General features: G+C 66.1%; 16 protein-coding genes. 9 read left to right on the top strand and 7 right to left on the bottom strand.

The window, feature by feature from the left end; all coding sequences use genetic code 11:
* Positions 1 to 22: 22 nt before the first annotated feature.
* From ACE3P2_RS07780 to pgi, 7 genes are all read left to right on the top strand, one after another.
* Positions 23 to 1,288, top strand: a complete 1,266-nt coding sequence (locus ACE3P2_RS07780; RefSeq protein ID WP_374263020.1) for a YeaH/YhbH family protein — start codon at positions 23 to 25, stop codon at positions 1,286 to 1,288.
* A complete protein-coding gene (locus tag ACE3P2_RS07775) occupies positions 1,285 to 2,823 on the top strand; it encodes a SpoVR family protein (RefSeq protein ID WP_374263017.1) in 1,539 nt (512 codons plus the stop codon). Before ACE3P2_RS07780 ends, ACE3P2_RS07775 begins: the two co-directional genes overlap by 4 nt.
* 54 nt (positions 2,824 to 2,877) lie before the next feature.
* Positions 2,878 to 3,894, top strand: a complete 1,017-nt coding sequence (locus ACE3P2_RS07770) for a DnaJ C-terminal domain-containing protein (protein WP_374263014.1) — start codon at positions 2,878 to 2,880, stop codon at positions 3,892 to 3,894.
* A 31-nt stretch (positions 3,895 to 3,925) separates the two neighbouring features.
* Positions 3,926 to 5,188: a U32 family peptidase gene (locus ACE3P2_RS07765; RefSeq protein WP_374263011.1), complete on the top strand. Its 1,263-nt coding sequence runs from the start codon at positions 3,926 to 3,928 to the stop codon at positions 5,186 to 5,188.
* Between the two features lie 96 nt (positions 5,189 to 5,284).
* Positions 5,285 to 5,503: a 50S ribosomal protein L31 gene (gene rpmE, locus ACE3P2_RS07760; protein WP_374263009.1), complete on the top strand. Its 219-nt coding sequence runs from the start codon at positions 5,285 to 5,287 to the stop codon at positions 5,501 to 5,503.
* 132 nt (positions 5,504 to 5,635) lie between these two features.
* Positions 5,636 to 7,264 (top strand): ArnT family glycosyltransferase, encoded by a 1,629-nt coding sequence (locus ACE3P2_RS07755; protein WP_374263006.1) that lies wholly within the window; start codon positions 5,636 to 5,638, stop codon positions 7,262 to 7,264.
* Entirely contained in the window at positions 7,257 to 8,927 is a 1,671-nt protein-coding gene (gene pgi, locus ACE3P2_RS07750; protein WP_374263003.1) for a glucose-6-phosphate isomerase, read from the top strand. The genes ACE3P2_RS07755 and pgi overlap by 8 nt, the downstream gene beginning before the upstream one ends.
* A gap of 66 nt (positions 8,928 to 8,993) precedes the next feature.
* Here the strand turns inward: pgi and ftsB are convergent, their stop codons facing one another.
* The 7 genes from ftsB to ACE3P2_RS07715 form a co-directional block, all read right to left on the bottom strand.
* Positions 8,994 to 9,272, bottom strand: coding sequence for a cell division protein FtsB (gene ftsB, locus ACE3P2_RS07745; protein WP_374263070.1), 279 nt, complete (start codon positions 9,270 to 9,272; stop codon positions 8,994 to 8,996).
* A 66-nt stretch (positions 9,273 to 9,338) separates the two neighbouring features.
* Entirely contained in the window at positions 9,339 to 10,628 is a 1,290-nt protein-coding gene (gene eno / locus ACE3P2_RS07740) for a phosphopyruvate hydratase (RefSeq protein WP_374263001.1), read from the bottom strand.
* Between the two features lie 82 nt (positions 10,629 to 10,710).
* Entirely contained in the window at positions 10,711 to 11,550 is an 840-nt protein-coding gene (kdsA, locus tag ACE3P2_RS07735; RefSeq protein ID WP_374262998.1) for a 3-deoxy-8-phosphooctulonate synthase, read from the bottom strand.
* An 11-nt stretch (positions 11,551 to 11,561) separates the two neighbouring features.
* Positions 11,562 to 13,196, bottom strand: coding sequence for a CTP synthase (locus ACE3P2_RS07730; protein WP_374262995.1), 1,635 nt, complete (start codon positions 13,194 to 13,196; stop codon positions 11,562 to 11,564).
* Positions 13,197 to 13,284: 88 nt separating this feature from the next.
* A complete protein-coding gene (locus ACE3P2_RS07725; RefSeq protein ID WP_374262992.1) occupies positions 13,285 to 13,833 on the bottom strand; it encodes a hydrolase in 549 nt (182 codons plus the stop codon).
* 10 nt (positions 13,834 to 13,843) lie between these two features.
* On the bottom strand, positions 13,844 to 15,823 hold the full coding sequence (locus tag ACE3P2_RS07720) for an acetoacetate--CoA ligase (RefSeq protein ID WP_374262989.1): 1,980 nt from the start codon (positions 15,821 to 15,823) through the stop codon (positions 13,844 to 13,846).
* Between the two features lie 66 nt (positions 15,824 to 15,889).
* Complete coding sequence (locus ACE3P2_RS07715; RefSeq protein WP_374262986.1) at positions 15,890 to 16,306, bottom strand: acyl-CoA thioesterase; 417 nt, start codon at positions 16,304 to 16,306, stop codon at positions 15,890 to 15,892.
* 209 nt (positions 16,307 to 16,515) lie between these two features.
* Between ACE3P2_RS07715 and ACE3P2_RS07710 the strand changes: the two genes are divergently transcribed.
* Both ACE3P2_RS07710 and ACE3P2_RS07705 read left to right on the top strand, forming a co-directional pair.
* Positions 16,516 to 18,159, top strand: a complete 1,644-nt coding sequence (locus tag ACE3P2_RS07710) for an electron transfer flavoprotein-ubiquinone oxidoreductase (RefSeq protein ID WP_374262983.1) — start codon at positions 16,516 to 16,518, stop codon at positions 18,157 to 18,159.
* A gap of 187 nt (positions 18,160 to 18,346) precedes the next feature.
* Positions 18,347 to 21,349 carry a response regulator gene (locus ACE3P2_RS07705; protein WP_374262980.1) on the top strand — a complete coding sequence of 1,001 codons (3,003 nt, stop codon included), beginning with the start codon at positions 18,347 to 18,349 and terminating at the stop codon, positions 21,347 to 21,349.
* The last annotated feature ends 18 nt before the right edge of the window (positions 21,350 to 21,367 follow it).

Here is a 21,367-nt window from a genome sequence, read left to right as displayed (position 1 = left end):
CGTAACTGCTCCAGAGGCTCGAATGGTCCGAATCATCGATCGCCGGTTCGACAGCAAGAACAAGAGCGCAGTCAACCGGCAGCGGTTCATGCGCCGGTTCAAGCACCAGATCCGCGAGGCGGTGGCGGACGCCATCGCCGGTCGCTCGATCAAGGATCTCGATAACGGCGAAAGCGTCTCGATTCCCGCCCGCGATCTGTCGGAACCCCAGTTTCACCACGGTCACGGCGGCGTGTGGGAGACCATCTTCACCGGCAACGACCAGTTCTCCACCGGCGACGAGCTTCCGCGACCGTCGGGTGGCGGCGGTGGAAGCGGCAAGGGCAAGGCGAGCAAGGAGGGGGAAGGCGAGGACGACTTCGTCTTCAACCTCTCCCGCGAGGAATTCCTCGATGTCTTCTTCGACGATCTGGCGCTCCCCAATCTGGTCAAGACCCAGCTCGCCCGCATCCACGAATACAAGAGCCAGCGCGCCGGCTTCACCAACGACGGCACGCCAGCCAACATCAACGTGGTGCGCTCGCTGCGGGGCGCGCTCGGCCGCCGGCTGGCGCTGTCGTCACCTTACCGCGGCACGCTGCGTGAGCTGCAGAAACAGCTGGAAGAACTCCTCGAGACACGCACCGACGACGATCCCGAGGTGATCCGCTTGAAGGACGAAATCGGCATCCTGCGTGCCAAGATCGAGGCGATCCCGTTCATCGACACCTTCGACCTGCGCTACAACAACCGCATCAAGGTGCCCAAGCCGACCACCCAGGCGGTGATGTTCTGCATCATGGACGTGTCGGGCTCGATGGACGAGGACAAGAAGGCCACCGCCAAGCGCTTCTTCATGCTGCTCTACCTCTTCCTCACCCGCACCTACGAGCACATCGAAGTGGTGTTCATCCGCCACCACACCGTGGCCAAAGAGGTGAACGAGGAAGACTTCTTTCACTCCCGAGAATCGGGAGGCACCGTGGTTTCGAGCGCCCTCGAGCTGATGAAGGACATCCTCCATCAGCGATACGCCAACGGTGCCTGGAACATCTACGGCGCCCAGGCATCCGACGGCGACAACTGGGAAAACGACTCGCCCCACTGCCGCGACCTGCTGGCCCAGTCGATCCTGCCCTACGTGCAGTACTTCGCCTACATCGAGATCACCCCGGGCGAGCCGCAGAACCTGTGGCGCGAGTACGAAAAGCTGGCAGGCCACCAGCGCAATTTTGCAATGCAACACATCGAAGGCCTGCCGGACATCTACCCGGTGTTCCGCGAACTGTTCAAGAAGAAACTGGCATGAGCACAGCGACCAAACCCCGACGCCGGAAGCCCTTGCCCGCCCCCGGCGAGTGGACCTTCGAACTCATCGAGGCCTACCACGCCGAGATCGACCGGGTCGCGCGCGAGTACGGGCTCGACACCTACCCGATTCAGGTCGAGCTCATCACCTCCGAGCAGATGATGGACGCCTACTCGTCCGTCGGGATGCCCGTCAATTACCACCACTGGTCCTTCGGCAAGAGCTTCCTGCAGACCGAAAAGGGCTACCGCAGGGGCCAGATGGGCCTCGCCTACGAGATCGTCATCAACTCCAACCCCTGCATCGCCTACCTCATGGAAGAAAACACCATGACGATGCAGGCGCTGGTGATCGCCCACGCCGCCTACGGCCACAACAGCTTCTTCAAGGGCAATTACCTTTTCCGCCAGTGGACCAACGCCGACGCCATCATCGACTACCTGATCTTCGCCCGGAACTATCTCACCGAATGCGAAGAGCGCTACGGCGAAGAAGACGTCGAACTGCTCCTCGACTCCTGCCATGCCCTGATGAACGTCGGCGTCGACCGCTACAAGCGCCCCGCCCGGCTCTCGCTCGACAAGGAACTCACCCGCCAGCGGGAGCGCGCCGAATATCTCCAGAGCCAGGTCAACGACCTGTGGCGCACCCTGCCCACCGCCCAGGCCCGGACGCAGACCGTCGAGACCAAACGCTTTCCGCCCGAGCCCCAGGAAAACCTCCTCTACTTCATCGAGAAGAACGCCCCGCTCCTCGAACCCTGGCAGCGCGAGGTCGTGCGCATCGTGCGCAAGGTCGGGCAGTACTTCTTCCCCCAGCGTCAGACCCAGGTCATGAACGAAGGCTGGGCCACCTACTGGCACTACACCCTGCTCAATACGCTCTACGACGAAGGGCTGCTCGCCGACAGCTTCATGATGGAGTTCCTCCACTCCCACACCAACGTCGTCTATCAGCCGGGCTACAACGAACCGTGGTATCGCGGCCTCAACCCCTACGCCCTCGGCTTTGCCATGTGGCAGGACATCCGCCGCATCTGCGAGCACCCCACCGACGAAGACCGCCACTGGTTCCCCGACATCGCCGGCAGCAACTGGCGCGAGACCTTCGACTTCGCCATGCGCAACTTCAAGGACGAGAGCTTCGTCGCCCAGTTCCTGTCGCCCAAGGTGATGCGCGATTTCCGCCTCTTCGCCATCCTCGACGACGACAAGGACAATCGGCTGCGCATCTCCGCGATTCACGACGAGCGCGGCTACCGTCGGGTGCGCGAGATCCTGTCCGACAACTACAACCTGGGCAGCCGCGAACCCAACCTGCAGGTCTGGAATGTCGATCTGCGCGGCGACCGCTCGCTCACCCTGCGCCATCAGGCCTACCAACGCCGCCCCCTGTCCGGCGACACCGAAGAAGTCCTCAAGCACGTCGCCCGGCTGTGGGGCTTCGCCGTGCGCCTCGAAGTCGCCAACGAGGACGGCAGCGTCCATTGTCTGCACGAGTGTCATCAAGACCGGCGCAAATCCGACAAACCCTGAAAGCCCCCCCGACAATCGCCCCCGCCCCGGGCCGACGCCGATTAAAATGGGAGGATGTCCTCCCCCGATTTTCACCAGATCCTCGGCGTTGCCCAGGACGCCAGCGATGCCGACATCAAGCGCGCCTACAAGCGCCTCGCCATGCGCTGGCACCCCGACCGCAACCCCGACCCGCAAGCCCAGGACCAGTTCCGCCGCGTGCGGGAAGCCTTCGAGCGCCTCACCCGCAAGGCCGACGCCATCCTCGACGAACACCACGACGCTCCCGCATCCGAGCCAGCCAAGCCGCCCCCGCGCAGCCGCAAACCCCGTGGTCACGACCGCCGCCAGGACATCCTGCTCGATCTCATCGACGCCGCCCGTGGCGCCACCGTCACCGTCACTATCGACGGTCGCGAGCCCTGCGACGCCTGTGGCGGCAGCGGTCAGCGCAGCTACGGCCGCACCAGCATGTGCAGCCACTGCCACGGCAGCGGACGCCTGCGCGTGGGCGGCAGCCTCGAACCCTGCGGCCATTGCCACGGCAAGGGCTTCACCACCGACACCCACTGCCCCAGCTGCGATGGACGCGGCTGGCTGCCCGCCGAACGCCAGCTCGCGGTGAGCGTTCCGCCCGCCATGCTGCCGGGTGAGGAACTCCGCATCGCCGGCCAGGGCGAACCCGCGCCCGAGGGCGGCGAACCCGGCGACCTCTATCTCACCCTGCAGACCCGCGCCCACCCGCTGTTCCGCCTCGATCGCCACGACCTCCACGTCACCGTGCCGGTCAGCGTCTTCCGGCTCCTGGCTGGCGGCAACATCGAAGTGCCGACCCTCACCGGCGTCCGCGACGTGCTCCTTCCCGAAGGCGGCACCCAGCCCGAAATCCGCGTTCCTGGCGCCGGCTTTCCCGGCCGGGGCAAGCGCAAGGCCGGCGATCTGCTGGTCCACCTCGAGACGCAGCCCGTGCAGTTCATCAGCCAGGAACAAAAAGCCATGCTCGAAATGGCCGAACAGGTGCTTCAAAGCCGCATCGACACCCAGAGCCCCGCGCTCGCCCGCTGGCGCAGCGCCCTCGACGCCTACCGCTGAAGCCACCACCCCACCCCGACCGATCTTCCCGATGTCCCGCAAAACACCCGAACTCCTCGCCCCGGCCGGCTCGCTGGCCATGCTCGACACCGCCTTCGCGTTTGGCGCCAGCGCCATCTACGCGGGCCAGCCGCGCTACTCGCTGCGCGTGCGCAACAACGATTTCGGCGATCTGCCCGTCCTCGCCGACGGCATCGCCCGCGCCCATGCGCTGGGCAAGCACTTCTACGTCGTCGCCAACATCTACCCCCACGGCGCCAAGATCAAGACTTTCGTCAAGGACATCGCGCCGGTCATCGCCCTCAAGCCCGACGCGCTCATCATGTCCGACCCGGGCCTCATCCTGATGGTCCGCGAGCACTTCCCCGAGATGCCGATCCACCTCTCGGTACAGGCCAACACCGTCAATGCCGCCGCCGTTCGCTTCTGGAAGCAGGCCGGCATCGCGCGGGTGATCCTCTCCCGGGAACTCTCCCTCGACGAGATCGCCAGCATCCGCCAGGACTGCCCCGACACCGAACTCGAGGTCTTCATCCACGGCGCCCTGTGCATCGCGTACTCCGGCCGCTGCCTGCTCTCCGGCTACTTCAACCACCGCGACCCCAACCAGGGCACCTGCACCAACTCCTGCCGCTGGGATTTCAAGACCCACGAAGCCCGGACCTGCGGCAGCGGCGACGTCCACCTGCTGGAAGAACCCCACAAGCGCGCCGGCGACTACATGCCGATCGAAGAGGACGAACACGGCACCTACATCCTCAACTCCAAGGATCTGCGCGCCATCGAGCACGTGCAGCGGCTCACCGAGATCGGCATCGACTCCTTCAAGATCGAAGGCCGCACCAAGAGCCCCTACTACGTCGCCCGCACCTGCCAGGCCTACCGCCAAGCCATCGACGACGCGGTCGCCGGCCGCGGGCTCGATCCGCGCCTGCTCGGCCAGCTCGAAGGCCTCGCCAATCGTGGCTACACCGACGGCTTCTACCAGCGCCACACCCCGCACGAGATGCAGAATTACCTGCGCGGCCACTCCGAATCGGATCGCAGCCTGTATGTGGGCGACGTGGTCGGCTACGACGCCACGCGCGGCCTGGCCGAAATCGCCTCCAAGAACGCCTTCTCCGTCGGCGACCGGCTCGAACTGATCCACCCCTCGGGCAACCGTGAAGTTCGCGTCGAACGCCTCGTCGGCCCCGCCGGCGACGACATCGAGCGGGTTCCCGGCAGCGATCACCGGGTCTGGCTGGCGCTTCCCCCGGGCAGCGAAGGGGCCTTCGTCGCCCGGTTCCTCTAAAAATTGCGGGATTCCTTGCCTAAGGCGCTGAACTAGTTCAAAATACTGCGTTTTCGGGTGGCCAAATTCACCACCCACGTACTCAAAGGAACCGCGATGAAAGCCGATACCCACCCGAATTACACCGAAGTGCAAGTGACCTGCTCCTGCGGCAACACTTTCACCACCCGCTCGACCATGGGCAAGCCCCAGTACCACGTCGAAGTCTGCGCCGCCTGCCACCCGTTTTACACCGGCAAGCAGAAGATCGTGGATACCGCCGGCCGTGTCGAGCGTTTCCGCCAGAAGTACGGTTCCGTGCAGCGCCTGGGCTGATCATCGCCCTTCGCCGGCATCGTCCAAAAAAAGGCAGCCGAGGCTGCCTTTTTTATTTTCCCGGTTGTTTTGTCCCAATGAACCGGTAGCCTTCAAGCGTCACGCCCAGACCGCCGCCGCCCGCGCAAACCCATGCCCAACGATGCCCCCCGCTTCGCCCTGACGGCCCCCCTCACCGGCTGGTCGCTGGCCCTGCTCATCGCCGTCTACCTGCTGGTCGGCACGACCGGCCACCTGCCCTGGCGCGGCGACGACATCACCTACCTTGGGCCCATCCACGCCATCCTCACCCACGGCAGCTGGCTGATGCCCGAGATCGCCGGTGAAGCCTTCCACGACTACCCGCCGCTCTACTACTGGGTCGGCGCGCTGCTCGCCAAGGTGTTCGGCGGCCTGCTGCCGGTGCATGATGCCGCCCGTCTCGCCAGCCCGCTGTTCACCGCCGCCTACCTTTACTGGACCGGCATCGCGGCCCGCCGCCTGTATGGCGAGAGCGCCTTCGCGCCGGCCGTGCTGCTCGGCCTGGGCGCGATCGGCCTCGTCGTGCACGCCCACGAGACCCAACCGATGCTGGCCCAGCTCGCCGGTATGACCCTTTGCTACGCCGGTCTTGGCCAGCTGGCCGAACGTCCGCTACGCGGCGGCCTGCAGGCCGGTGCCGGCTGCGGCACCGCCTTCCTCGCCGGCGGCCTGTCCGGATTGATCCTGACCCTCCCCGTCCTGCTCGTGGCGCCCCTGCTGTGCCCGAGCTGCCGCAGCCGGGGCGTGCTGACCGGAATTGCCCTCGGCACACTGGTCACCGGCCTGATCGCCGGCGCATGGCTGGGCGCCGTCGCCCTGACCCAGCCGGAAGCCCTCGCGTCGTGGTGGGCCGACGAGCTCGCCTCGGCCCTTCCCCACACCTACCACCTGGGCGATTTCGGCAAGCTGATGCAACTGCTCGGCTGGTTCGCCTGGCCCCTGTGGCCGATCGCCGGCTGGGCGGTCTGGCGCAACCGCAAGACCCTGGCCACACCGCCGCTCGCGCTGCCGATCCTCGCCGGCCTGCTCGCCGTGCTGCTCGTCGCCACGACCGGCAACCTGCGCCCCGCCAACGTGCTCCCCACGCTGCCGCCCCTCGCGTTGCTGGCCGCCCTCGGCGTGGCCACCCTGCGCCGCGGCGCGGCCAACGCCCTCGACTGGTTCGGCATCATGAGCTTCGCGTTCTTCGCCCTGCTCGTCTGGCTGGGCTGGAGTGCGCTGCACTTCGGCTGGCCGCCCGGCCTCGCCCGCCAGGTTGCCAAGATGGCGCCGGACTTCCCCCAGGGCAACCTCGCCTGGGGCGCGCTCATCGGCGCACTGCTCAGCCTCGCCCTGCTGGCACTCCCTCTGCTGGTACGCCGTGCCCCCCTGCGCGGCACCACCAACTGGGCAGTCGGCATGACCCTGCTGTGGTGCCTCGCCGTCACGCTCTGGCAGCCCTGGTTCGCCCACACCAAGAACTACCAGCCCATCGCGGCCGAGTTGCGCGCCGCCCTCGCTGGTCAAGGCGACATCTGCATCGTTCGACGCGGAGTCGGCGATACCCAGCGCGCCGCCCTCGACTACTTCGCCGGCATCCGGACGCGCCCCTACGCCAGCGGTGGCGAATGCCCGCTGCTGCTCACCTACGCCACCCACACCACGAGCGCAAAGGTACGCGGCGAAGGCACCCTGATCTGGGAGCGCCGCCTTGGTGGCGGTCGCAAGGCCGAGACCTTCAAGCTCTACCGCCGTGGTTGAGGCAGGCGCCCCTCTGCCAGCCTTTCGCCTCGACAACAGCGACGCCGCCAGCCGTCTGCGCCTGCACGCCCGCCACGAAGCCGGCACAACCCTGCGCGCGCATTTCGCCAAGGACGCCAGGCGGTTCACGCATTTCTCGTGCAAGGCCGACGGCTTTCTGCTCGATTACGCCAAGGAGCGCCTGTCCGCCACGGCGCTCGCCGACCTCCTCGCACTGGCCGACGAAGCCCGTCTTGCCGACGGCATCGCCGCCATGCTGTCCGGCCAGCCGGTCAATTTCACCGAAGGGCGGGCCGCCCTGCATACCGCGGCCCGACTGTTCGACCGCAGTCCCTTCAGCGCCCGCACCGACAGCGCCGCCACCCTGGCCCGGATGCGCGCCTTCGCGGCGCGCCTGCACGACGGCCACGTGCGCGGCAGCACCGGTCGCCCCTTCCGCCACGTCATTCACCTGGGCATCGGCGGCTCCGATCTCGGCCCCCAGCTTCTGGCCGAAGCCTTCGCGTCGACGCAATCCCAGCGACTTACCCTGTCATTCGCCGCCAACATCGACGAGACCGAACTCCAGGCGATCCTGCGTCTCGCCGACCCTGCGGAATGCCTGTTCATCGTCGCCTCGAAGAGCTTCTCGACCAGCGAAACCCTCAGCAACGCCCGCCTTGCCCGCATGTGGCTCGGCGCGGCCCTGGGCGATGCGGCCGATCTTTCCCGTCATTTCGTCGCCATCAGCCAGAACGTAGCGGCCGCCAACGCATTCGGCGTGTCGGCCGACGCGATCTTCCCGCTGCCCGAGTGGATCGGCGGACGGTTCTCGGTATGGTCCGCCATCGGTCTGCCGGTGATGCTGGCCTTCGGGCCGGACGCGTTCGACGCCTTCCTGGCCGGCGGCCGCCGCATGGACGCCCACTTCGCCGACGCGCCGCCCGCCGCCAACCTGCCGGTGCTGATGGCCTTGCTGGGCATCTGGAACACCACCTTTCTCGGCGCCGACAGCCTCGCGATCCTGCCCTACAGTCATCGCCTGCGCAGCCTGCCCGCCTATCTGCAGCAGCTCGAAATGGAAAGCAATGGCAAGTCGGTCGACCGCGAGGGGCGCCCCGTCACCTGGTCGACCGCGCCGATCGTGTTCGGCGGCGCCGGCACCGTCGGCCAGCACGCCTACCACCAGTTGTTCTACCAGGGTACCCGCAAGCTCGCGCTCGAATTCATCGTGCCCGTTCCGCGCAATCCGTCGGCGGCCACCCGCTGTCTCCTGGGCAACGCGCTGGCCCAGTCGGCCGCATTGATGCAAGGTCACGACCTCCACTCAGCCGAGGCCGAACTACGTGCCCTTGGCGTCGACGAAACCCAGGTCGCGCGCCTCGCGCCGCACCGGGTCTGCGCGGGCAACCAGCCCAGCAGCACCCTGCTGATGCCCGAAGTCACACCGTTCAGCCTCGGTCAATTGCTGGCGCTGTACGAACACAAGGTTTTCGTTCAGGGCTGGATCTGGGGCATCAACAGCTTCGATCAATACGGCGTCATGCTGGGCAAGGCCATGGCGCAACGCATCGACGCCACTGCCGGCATTGCGCACGACGACTCGACCCGCGGCCTGCTGGCAGCCATCGAGGCAATGACGGCCGACGACGCGTGCGGACAAGCTCCCGCCAGACCAACCTGACGGCGACGGTCAGCGGAGGCAACCCCGGACCTCGCCTCAAACAGGCGAGCGATGCAGGGACGAGACTTACTTGGGTGTTTGAGGCGTCTGGACGAAGACTTCGTCCGGCTTGGTGAGGCCAAGCTCGAAACGCGCGCGCTCTTCCACGGCTTCGTAACCCGTCTTCAGGTCACGTACTTCCGCTTCGAGGCCGGTGTTACGCTGCTCCAGCTTGCGATTGCCTTCCTTCTGGGCAGAAAGCTGCTTCTCCACTTCCCAGACGCGCAGCCAGCCACCCTTGCCGATCCAGAGCGGATACTGCAAGGCAAGCACGAGTAAGGCGAGAATGACGGTTGGCCAACGCATGGAAGCAAGACTGAGCATCCGGAGCACGGCGACCCGACGTCGCCGTGCTCCGGTCTGCGGAAACCCTTAGCGGGTACGCAGGTTGTAGAAAGCCGACAGGCCCGGGTAGAAGGCGGTATCGCCGAGATCTTCCTCGATGCGCAGCAGCTGGTTGTACTTGGAGATGCGATCGGAACGGGACAGCGAACCGGTCTTGATCTGCATGGCGTTCAGACCCACCGCGATGTCGGCGATGGTGGAGTCTTCGGTTTCACCGGAACGGTGGGAGATCACCGCGGTGTAGCCGGCACGCTTGGCCATCTCGACGGCGGCGAAGGTCTCGGTCAGGGTGCCGATCTGGTTGATCTTGATGAGGATCGAGTTGGCGATACCCTTGTCGATGCCTTCCTTCAGGATGCGGGTGTTGGTCACGAAGAGGTCGTCACCGACGATCTGCACCTTCTTGCCGAGGCGGTCGGTCAGGTGCTTCCAGCCCGCCCAGTCGCCCTCGGCCATGCCGTCTTCGATCGAGATGATCGGGAACTTGTCGGCCAGGGTGGCGAGGTAGTCGGTGAAGCCTTCGGACGTCAGCGACAGGCCTTCGCCGACCAGCTCGTACTTGCCGTTCTTGTAGAACTCGGAAGCGGCGCAGTCCAGGGCCAGGACGATGTCGCGGCCCGGCTCGTAGCCGGCGTTGGCAGCGGCTTCGAGGATCATGTTGAGAGCTTCATCGGTGCCCGAGACGTTCGGGGCAAAGCCGCCTTCGTCGCCGACGGTGGTGGGGTAGCCCTTCTTGTCGGTGAGCTTCTTGAGGTGATGGAAGATCTCGGCGCCACAGCGCAGGGCTTCGCGGAAGCTCTTCACGCCGACCGGCATGATCATGCATTCCTGGATGTCCAGGGAGTTGTTGGCGTGAGCGCCGCCGTTGATGACGTTCATCATCGGCACCGGCATGGCCATGCCACCGGAACCACCGAAGTAACGGTACAGGGGCAGGCCAGCTTCTTCGGCGGCAGCCTTGGCCACGGCCATGGACACGGCCAGCAGCGCGTTGGCGCCCAGGCGCGACTTGTTGTCGGTGCCGTCCAGGTCGATCAGGGTCTTGTCGATGAAGGCCTGCTCTTCGGCGTCGAGGCCGATCAGCGCTTCGGAGATCTCGGTGTTGACGTTCTCGACCGCCTGCAGCACGCCCTTGCCCAGGTAGCGGCCGGCATCGCCGTCGCGCAGTTCGATGGCCTCGCGGGAGCCGGTGGAGGCGCCGGACGGCACCGCCGCGCGACCCATCACGCCGGATTCGAGCAGCACGTCGGCTTCAACGGTGGGGTTGCCGCGGGAGTCGAGGACCTCGCGGGCAATGACATCAACAATGGCGCTCATGAACTTCCTTTCTTATCACTGAATTTACAGCGGCGACCTTCCGGCCGCCTCTAACTTCGAAACCGGAAAATCGCCTGCGGGCTCAGCCTTTGAGCTCTTCGAAACCCTCACCCTTGACCAGCGCATCGATCGCTTTGAGGGTCGCCAGCAACGCCTTCAGCTTGGGCAGCGGCCACGCGTTGGGGCCGTCCGAGAAGGCCTTGGCGGGATCGGGGTGGGTTTCCATGAACAGCCCGGCGATGCCAACGGCCACGGCCGCCCGCGCCAGCACCGGCACGAACTCCCGCTGGCCGCCCGAAACCGTGCCCTGCCCGCCCGGCAGCTGCACCGAGTGGGTCGCGTCGAAGACCACCGGACAGCTGGTGTCGCGCATGATCGCCAGGGAGCGCATGTCGGACACCAGGTTGTTGTAGCCGAAGGACGCGCCGCGCTCGCACACCATGATGGTATCGGCGCCGCCGTTGGCCTCGCGGGCCTTGTCGACGACGTTCTTCATATCGCCTGGAGCAAGGAACTGGCCCTTCTTGATGTTCACCGGCTTGCCGCAGGATGCCACGGCGTGGATGAAGTCGGTCTGGCGACACAGGAAGGCCGGCGTCTGCAGCACATCGACGACCGCCGCCACGTGGGGCACTTCGGCTTCGGTGTGGACGTCGGTGAGCACCGGCACGCCGACCTTCTCGCGGACTTCGGCGAGGATCTCGAGCCCCTTTTCCATGCCCATGCCCCGGAAGGACTTGCCGGAGCTGCGGTTGGCCTTGTCGTAGCTGGATTTGTAGATGAAGGGGATCGCCAGTTCGGCGCAGATGTCCTTCAGCGCCGCCGCGGTTTCGAGGGCCATCTCGCGCGACTCGATGACGCAAGGGCCGGCGATCAGGAAGAAGGGCTTGTCGAGACCGACATCGAAGCCGCAGAGTTTCATGACGATTCCTTTCAACCGCCCTGCTGGTGGGCGAGCGCAGCCTTGACGAAGGCGGTGAACAGCGGGTGGCCGTTACGCGGATTGGACGTGAATTCCGGATGGAACTGGCAGCCCACGAACCACGGATGGACGTCGGACGGCAGCTCGATCATCTCGCACAGGTCGGTGCCCGGCGCGCGGCCGGCGACGCGCAGGCCCTGCGCTTCGAGCTGGGCGAGCAGCGTGTTGTTCACTTCGTAGCGATGGCGGTGACGTTCGGTGATCTCGGCCTTGCCGTAAATCTCACGGGCCAGCGAGCCCTCGGCCAGATTGCAGACCTGGCCGCCGAGGCGCATCGTGCCGCCCAGATCGGAATCCTCGCCGCGTTTCTCGACCTTGCCTGAGGCGTCGTGCCATTCGGTGATGAGGCCGATGACCGGGAAACCGGTGTGCTTGTCGAACTCGGTGCTGTGGGCGCCGTTCATGCCGGCCACGTCACGGGCGAACTCGACGACCGCCAGCTGCATGCCGAGGCAGATGCCCAGATACGGCACCTTGTTCTCGCGGGCGTAGCGGATCGCGGCGATCTTGCCTTCGGTGCCACGACGGCCGAACCCCCCTGGGACGAGGATGGCGTCCATCGACTTGAGTGCGCCACAGCCGTCCTTCTCGATGTCCTCGGAATCCAGGTAGTGGATGTTGACCTTGCTGCGGGTGTGCATCCCGGCGTGGTTGAGGGCTTCGATGAGCGACTTGTAGGATTCGGTCAGGTCGACGTACTTGCCGACGAAGGCGATGTCGAGGCTGTGATTCGGGTTGTTCAGCGCGTCGAGCAGGCGCTCCCAGATCGACAGGTCGGCCGCGCGGGCCAGGATGCCCAGCTTGTGGCAGACGATCTCATCGAGCATCTGGTCGTGCAGCATGCCCGGGATGCGATAGATGGAGTCGGCGTCGAGACACTCGATGACGGCTTCGGGCATCACGTTGCAGAACAGCGCGATCTTGCGGCGCTCGTCGGCTGGAACCGAGCGGTCGGCGCGGCACAGCAGGATGTCGGGCTGGATGCCGATCTCGCGAAGTTCCTTCACCGAGTGCTGGGTGGGCTTGGTCTTGAGCTCACCGGCGGTCGGGATGTAGGGCAGCAGCGTGAGATGGATGAAACAGGTGCCGTTACGGCCTTCTTCGATGCCCATCTGACGGATGGCCTCGAGGAAGGGCAGCGATTCGATGTCGCCCACGGTGCCGCCCACCTCGACGATCGCCACGTCGGCACCTTCGGCGCCACGCTTGACGTAGGTCTTGATTTCGTCGGTGATGTGGGGAATGACCTGGACCGTCTTGCCGAGGTATTCGCCGCGCCGTTCCTTCTTGATCACCGCCTCGTAAATCTGGCCGGTGGTGAAGTTGTTGCGCTTGCTCATCTTGGCGCTGGTGAAGCGCTCGTAGTGGCCGAGGTCGAGGTCGGTTTCGGCACCGTCTTCGGTCACGAAGACTTCCCCGTGCTGGAAGGGGCTCATCGTGCCGGGGTCGACGTTGATGTAGGGGTCGAGCTTGAGGTGGGTAACCTTGATGCCGCGGGATTCGAGAATCGCCCCGAGGGAGGCGGCGGCGATGCCCTTGCCCAGAGAGGACACGACACCACCGGTAACAAAGACGTATTTGGTCATGACACGGGGGACTTCTGGAAAGGGGAATGATAGCCGATTCACCCCCCTTTCTTCAACGGGCCCGCTTCCCGTAGAGGGTAACGATTCCTCAATTGTCGCGTATGAAGTCCCGGTTAACTTCGCGGAACAGCTCGGTGGCGCTCTGCTTGAGCCATTCGAATGCGACCATCTCGCGGGTGACCACTTCGATGCCGTGGCTGCGCATACGCGCCAGAGCGATTTCGCGGTCGACCGCCTTGCGGGAGCCGACCGCGTCGGCGACGACGAACACCTCCTTGCCCTGCCAGCGCAGCTCGAGCGCCGTCTGCATCACGCAGACGTGCGCCTCGGTCCCCACGACCACCACCTGACGGCGGGCATCCACCTCGGTGCCGTCGAGGCAACCGTCCGACACGCATGAAAAATGCGTCTTGGTGACCACCCGCGCGTCGCCAGCCGCCTCGCGCAGCGGCGCGGCGGTGGGGCCGAGGCCCTGCGGATATTGCTCGGAAACCACCACCGGCACGCCGACACGTCGGGCGACCCCGACGAGCCAGCTGCAGTTGGCCAGCACCGCCTCGCCGTCGGCGATGGCCGGCAGCAGGCGGGTCTGCACATCCACGACGAGGAGGCTGCCCTTCTGACGATCCATGAGCATCGCGGGCTCCTCAAGACTGCAGTTCGGGCCGGGCCCGGAACTGCTCGAGCGCGGCCGGATTGGCCAATGCCTCGACGTTCTTGACGGGCTCGCCGTGCACCACCGAGCGCACCGCCAACTCGACGATCTTGCCGCTCTTGGTGCGCGGAATGTCGGTCACCTGCACCACCTTGGCCGGCACATGGCGCGGCGTGGTGTTGTCGCGGATGGTCTGGCGGACGCGGGCGATCAGCGCATCGTCGAGGGCGAGACCTTCGCGTAGCTTGACGAAGAGCACCACCCGCACGTCGGCGGCGTCGCCCGGCGGCCACTGCTGGCCGATGACCAGGGATTCGACGACCTCGTCGAGCTTCTCGACCTGACGATAGATCTCCGCCGTGCCGATGCGCACGCCGCCCGGGTTGAGGGTGGCGTCGGAGCGGCCGTAGATGATCAGCCCGTTGTGGGCGGTGATCTCGGAATAGTCACCGTGGCACCACACGTTGTCGAAGCGGGCAAAGTACGCGGCACGATACTTGGCGCCGTCCGCGTCGTTCCAGAAACCGATCGGCATCACCGGGAAAGGCCGGGTACACACCAGTTCTCCCTTCTCGCTGCGCACCGGCGTGCCGGCCTCGTCGAAAACGTCTACCGCCATGCCGAGCCCCTTGCACTGGATCTCCCCAGACCACACGGGCAGCGCGGGGTTGCCGAGCACAAAGCACGACACGATGTCGGTGCCGCCCGAGATGGAGGACAGGCAGAGGTCGGACTTGATCTCACGATAGACGTATTCGAAGCCCTCGGGCACCAGCGGGCTGCCGGTGGAAAACATCGCCCGCAGCGCCGACAGGTCATGGGTGGCGCGGGGACGCAGGCCAGCCTTGGCGATGCCGTCGATGAACTTGGCGGACGTGCCGAAGTGGGTCATGTGCTCGGCCTGCGCGTAGTCGAACAGGATCGCGCCGTTGCCGATCATCGGCGAACCGTCGTAAAGCAGCAGCGTGGCGCCGGCGGCGAGGCCAGACACCAGCCAGTTCCACATCATCCAGCCACAGGTGGTGAAGTAGAACAAACGATCGCCCGGCTTGACGTCACCATGCAGGCGCAGCTCTTTCAAATGCTGGAGCAGCACGCCGCCGGCACAGTGAACGATGCACTTGGGCACGCCGGTGGTGCCCGACGAATACATGATGTAAAGCGGGTGATCGAAGGGCAGCTGGGCAAATCGGATCTCGGTTTCGGCCAGGAAGGGCTTGACGAAGTCCGCCAGCAGCCGCGCGTGATGCACATGAGAAAGATCGTGGTGGGCATGAACGTAAGGCACGACGATGACCCGCTTCACCGAAGGCAGCCCGTCGGTGATCGCCGCAAGCCGATCGAGGCAGTCGACAACCTTGCCGTTGTAGTAGTAGCCATCGACCGCCACCAGCACCTTCGGCTCGATCTGACCGAAACGGTCGAGGACGCCCTGCACACCGAAATCCGGCGACGCGGACGAGAAGATCGCACCGATGCTGGTCGCGGCGAGCATCGCCACGATGGTTTCGGGCAGGTTCGGCATCCAGGCCGCGACGCGGTCGCCAGGCTCGACGCCCATGTCACGCAGCGCGGCGGCCAGATGCGCCACCTGGCGATAGAGGTCGCCGTGGGAGAGACGGTTATGAACCCGATCCTCGCCCCAGAAGATCAACGCATCACTGTCGTCGCGGCTGCGCAGCAGATTCTCGGCGAAGTTGAGCCGCGCACCGGGGAACCAGCGGGCACCTGGCATGCGATCACCGTCCTCGAGCACGACGTCGCCCATCTGGCCCTTCACCTGACCGTAATCCCACACCGACGTCCAGAACTCGGCCGGCTCGCTGACCGACCAGGCGTGCAGCGCGGCGTAATCCGGCAGCGCCCGCCCCCAGCGGGCCTCGGCCTGACAGGTGAAATCGGTGATGTTGGCGCCTGCCACACGGCCGGCATCCGGCACCCACAACGGGCGCTCGGCGATGGGATAGCTCATGAAGTTCTCCTGCGACTGTTATTCATAACCCGGCTCGTCGTCCGGTGTCGATGCTGCACGAAGTGCTCAGCTTACCTTGGCGCGAATGTCGTCGGGGAGCGGTACCGACTTGCCGGTGCGCGGATCCATCCACACCACCTTCGATGCGCCTTCGGCATAGACCCGCTCGTCGCCCTCGACCCCCAGCTCGTACCAGGTCATCACGCTGCTACGCCCCGGCTCGCCGGCGTACATGCGCAGCACCACCGTGGCCGGATAGTTGATGGGAATCAGGAAAGTGCAGCTGGCATTGATGATGACCGGCGCCACCGGGTTGTCCGGGGTCACCGCCGAGCCCGACTGCTCCAGCCACTCGACGCGGGCCTGCTCGCAGTAGCGGAAATAGATCGTGTTGTTGACGTGCCCGTAGGCATCCATGTCACCCCAGCGGACCGGAATCCGGGTGATCAGCTGCAATTTGCGCGTTGCCTGTGCGTCGCTCATGGGGACGTGTCTCCTTGTCTTGTTTTCGATTGCAGTCGCGTGACGGATGCTATACAACTGCCCCGTGCGCGCCGAGTCAATGTAACATACGCTTGCGTATGTTGGCTGCCGGCCCAACTGCGGCCGGCGGGCCTCTTCCGCGAGCCGAAACGGGCGCCAGTCGGCGTGCCGATCCAGAACAAATCAGAAAATATCAGGAGGTGACGGCAATGGAACGCGATTCCATGGAATTCGACGTACTGATCGTCGGCGGCGGCCCTGCGGGCCTCGCCACGGCGATCCGGCTCAAGCAACTCGCAGCGGAAAAAGGGCAGGATTTCTCGGTCTGCCTGATCGAGAAGGCCGCCGAAATCGGCGCCCACATCCTCTCCGGCGCGGTCGTCGATCCCCGTGCCCTCAACGAGCTCTTCCCCGACTGGAAAGAGCGTGGCGCGCCGCTCAACACCCCGGTATCCGAGGATCGCGTGATCTTCCTGTCCGAGACCGGCGGTCGTCAGGTGCCCAACGGTCTCCTGCCCGACTCCTTCCACAACGACGGCAACTACATCGTCCGCCTGGGCAACTTCGTCAAATGGCTGGGCGAGCAGGCCGAAGCGATGGGCATCGAGGTCTATCCCGGTTTCAGCGGCGCCGAGCTGCTGTTCGACGAGAAGGGCGCCGTGGCCGGCGTGATCACCGGCGACATGGGCGTGCTCAAGGACGGCACCCAGGGCCCCAATTTCCAGCCCGGCATGGAGCTGCGCGCCAAGTACACCTTCTTCGCCGAAGGCTGTCGCGGCCACCTGGGCAAACAACTCGAAGCCCGCTTCACCCTGCGCGACGGCGTCGATCCGCAAACGTACGGCATCGGCATCAAGGAACTCTGGGAAATCCCCGCCGGGCAGCATGTCCCCGGCCTCGTGGTGCACACCGCCGGCTGGCCGATGGACACCGCCACTTACGGCGGCGGCTTCTGCTACCACCTCGAAGACAACCTCGTCGCAGTCGGCTTCGTCGTCGGCCTCAACTACAGCAATCCCTACCTGTCGCCATTCGAGGAGTTCCAGCGCTACAAGACCCACCCGGAAATCCGCAAGTTCCTCGACGGCGGCAAACGCCTGGCCTACGGCGCCCGGGCCATCGCAGCTGGTGGCCTGCAGAGCCAGCCGAAGCTGGTCTTCCCGGGTGGCGCGCTGATCGGCGACGACGCCGGTTTCCTCAACGCCGCCCGCATCAAGGGCACCCACGCCGCGATGAAATCCGGCATGCTCGCGGCCGAGGCCGTCTACGACGCCCTCGCTGCCGGCCGCGCGCAGGACGAACTGAGCGCCTACCCGGAAGCCTTCAAGGCCAGCTGGCTGCACGCCGAACTCCACAAGACCCGCAATTTCAAGCCCTACATGAAGAAGGGCCTGTGGCTCGGCTCCCTCCTGTTCGGCGCCGAGCAGACGCTCTTCGGCGGCAAGGTCCCCTGGACCCTCCACAACAGCGCCGACCACACCGCCCTGCGTCCGGCCGCCGAGTGCAGCCCGATCGCCTACCCCAAGCCCGACGGCAAGCTCACCTTCGACCGACTCTCCTCGGTCTTTCTCTCCAATACCAACCACGAAGAGGATGAGCCCTGCCACCTGCAGCTCAAGGACGCATCGGTGCCCATCGCCGTCAACCTGGCAAAGTACGACGCCCCCGAACAGCGATACTGTCCGGCCGGCGTCTACGAGATCGTCCGTGACGCCGAAGGCAGCAACCCGCGTCTGCAGATCAACGCCCAGAACTGCGTCCACTGCAAGACCTGCGACATCAAGGACCCGACCCAGAACATCAACTGGGTCACCCCTCAGGGGGGCGAAGGCCCGATCTACCAGGGCATGTGACCCACGCCGCCGGGCCTCTCGGCCCGGCCGTCCCAACCTCGGGGCGAGAAGACACTGAAGAGCCGCCGCGGATTGCCGATAAGCCCCCTTGTCGGCAATCCGTTTTTATTTGCGCCAGCGCTTCACACCCGAAGATGAAACTCGCCCCCACCCCAATCCGCATCGCCCGCCTCGCCGCGAGTCGCCGATGACGGCCCCCTTGCATCCGACTCTGCTCCGTCAGCTGCGCGCGAGCACCGGTCTCGACTCGCCGGATGCCCTCGACGCCGCCCTCGACCACCTTCGCGCACTCGCCGCCGACGGCCCGGGGGCAGCGCTCCTGGCGGGCCTCGCCCCGCTCCTGGCGCAGGTCGGCGCAAGCTACGCCCGGCACGACGAGTCGCTTCACGACCTGCGCACCACCCTCGGGACACTGCAGGACGCCCCCATCGACCACGAGGGCGATCTCGAGCAAATCAGCCGACAACTCGCCACCCTGGTGGCCGATCGCCAGCGCAGCACCCTCGAACTCGACTACCAGAAGTTCGCCTTCGATCAGCACAGCATCGTCAGCGTCACCGATCCCGCGGGCGTGATCCTTCACGCCAACGACCGCCTGTGCCAGCTCACCGGCTATCGCCGCGAGGCACTCGTCGGCGCGAACCGCCGCCTGCTCCATTCCGGCCGCCACGACGCCGCCTTTTACGCCGAGCTGTGGTCCACGATCACCTCGGGGCAGGTGTGGCACGGGCAGGTCTGCAATCGCCGCAAGGACGGCAGCGAATACTGGGTCGAAGCGACGGTGGTCCCGTTCCGCGACGCGGCTGGCGAGATCACCCGTCACATCGCCATCGAAACCGACATCACCGAAACCAAGGCGCTCGAGCGCCGCCTGCGCGAAGAACTCGAACTGACCGACACGCTCTTCGAAGCGATCCCGATCCCCATCTACATTAAGGACCGCCGGCAGCGCTTCGTCCGCCTCAACCGCGCCTTCGAGCTTCTCACCGGCGTCAACCGTAACGACTGGCTGGGACGGACCAGCTTCGAACTGCTGCCCGACGTGGACGCCCGCCACCACGACGAGCTCGACCGCCGGCTGATCGCCGAAGGCGGCGTGCAGGAATTCGACTCCGCCCTGCCCTACGGGCCCGAGAACATGATCGCCCACTTTCGCAAGGTCGCCCTCGTCGACGCCGACGGCGAGGTGGGCGGGCTGATCGGCGTGATCCACGACATCACGCCCCTCAAGCGTGCCGAAGAAGCCATGCGCCAGGCCAAGGAAGCCGCCGAGGCCGCCAACAACGCGAAAAGCAACTTCCTGGCCAACATGAGTCACGAGATCCGCACGCCGATGAATGGCATCCTCGGCATGACCGAACTCGCGCTCGACACCGACCTCGACGCCGAGCAGCGCGAGTACCTCCAGCTCGTCCAATCCTCGGCCGAATCGCTGCTCACCATCATCAACGACATCCTCGACTTCTCGAAGATCGAAGCCGGCAAGCTGCTCATCGAGACCATCGACTTCGACCTGCACCGCACGATCACCGAAGCCCTCAAGTCCGTCGCCCTGCGCGCCTACGAAAAAGGTCTCGAACTCGTCTGCGACATCGATCCGGACGTGCCCCGGCGGGTACGTGGCGACCCGGGGCGGCTGCGCCAGATCCTCCTCAATCTGGTCGGCAACGCCATCAAGTTCACCCCCCGGGGCGAGGTGGGCGTCAAGCTCGGTGTGGACCGCAGCCACCCCGAACCCCGTCTGCGCATCGAAGTGCGCGACACCGGCATCGGCATCCCCGACGACAAGATTCGCAGCGTCTTCGAAGCCTTCTCCCAGGAAGACAGCTCCACCACCCGTCGCTTCGGCGGCACCGGGCTCGGCCTCAGCATCTCCCGCCGCCTGGTCGTTGCCCTCGGCGGCGGGATCGGTGTCGCCAGCGAGCCCGGCAAGGGCAGCTGCTTCTACTTCCATCTGCCCCTCGACCCGCTCGAGGCGCCCGGCGACGACCTCGTCCAACCCGCCGAACTCGTCGGCCGCCGCGCCCTGATCGTCGACGGCCACCCGACCAACCGCCTGATCCTCGAGCGGGCCCTGCGGCAGGCCGGGCTGCAGACATCGAGCACCGACAGCGCGGCCGGCGCCCTCGCCGCCCTGCAGGCTGCCACCCGCCGCCAACCGTTCGACGTCGTGCTGCTCGACACCGGCCTGCCCGGCGACGACGGTTTCGGTCTCGCCCAGCGCATCCTGCAGCTCGGCGACATCCCGAAGCCTGCCCTCGTCCTGCTCTCGTCGGTCGGCACCAAGGGCGACGCGGCGCGTTGCCGGGAGATCGGCATCGACGGCTACCTGACCCGCCCGATCACCCAGGACGAAATCCGCCAGACCCTGCGCCGCGTCCTCGGCCGCCTCCACCCGGGCGCCGACGACGGCGCCTCGGGCGCCCCGCGTCTGGTCACCCGCCACGCCATCGCCGAAGACCAGCGCAGCCTGCACGTCCTGCTCGCCGAAGACCACCCGGTCAATCAGAAGCTCATCGTCACCCTGCTCGGCCGCATCGGCCACCATGTCACGGTGGCCCAGAACGGCGCGCTCGCCCTCGACTGCCTCGCCCAGCCAGACCAGCGCTTCGACGTGGTGCTGATGGACATGCAGATGCCGGTGATGAACGGCCTCGACGCCACCCGCGAAATCCGCCGCCGCGGCCTGCAGATCCCGATCATCGCCCTCACCGCCAATGCAATGGAAGCCGACCGCGACGCCTGCCTCGCCGCCGGCATGGACGACTACCTCCCGAAACCGCTCGAGAGTGCCGCCCTCAAGGCGCGCCTTGCCCGCATCGCCACCCTCCATCCGGACAGCACGGCCCCCCGCGCCACCCGCACCCGCTTCGACTACGCCCGGGCACTGCTCGATGCCGACCGGGAGATCATCGAACTGATCGGCGCCCAGTTGCTGGCCCAGTTGCCCGACGACCTGAAGCGCCTGCGCGACGCCGTCGACCTTAACGACGCCGACGCCACCCTGCGCCACAGTCACGCCCTGCGCGGACTGCTCGGCGCGATGGGGGCCGAACCGATCATCCTGCTGCTCGACAGCGTCGAACAGAAAACCCGCAGCGCAGACCTGGGCCCCCTGCCGGGCTTGCTCGACGAACTCGAACAGGAACTCGCCGCCTTCCGCGCCGCCCTTGCCGACACGCAGCCCTGAGCGCGTCCCACCCGGGGG

It is taken from the genome of Zoogloea sp. (assembly GCF_041911615.1).
GTDB lineage: Bacteria > Pseudomonadota > Gammaproteobacteria > Burkholderiales > Rhodocyclaceae > Zoogloea.
This window is presented reverse-complemented; position numbering and strand designations above follow the sequence as displayed.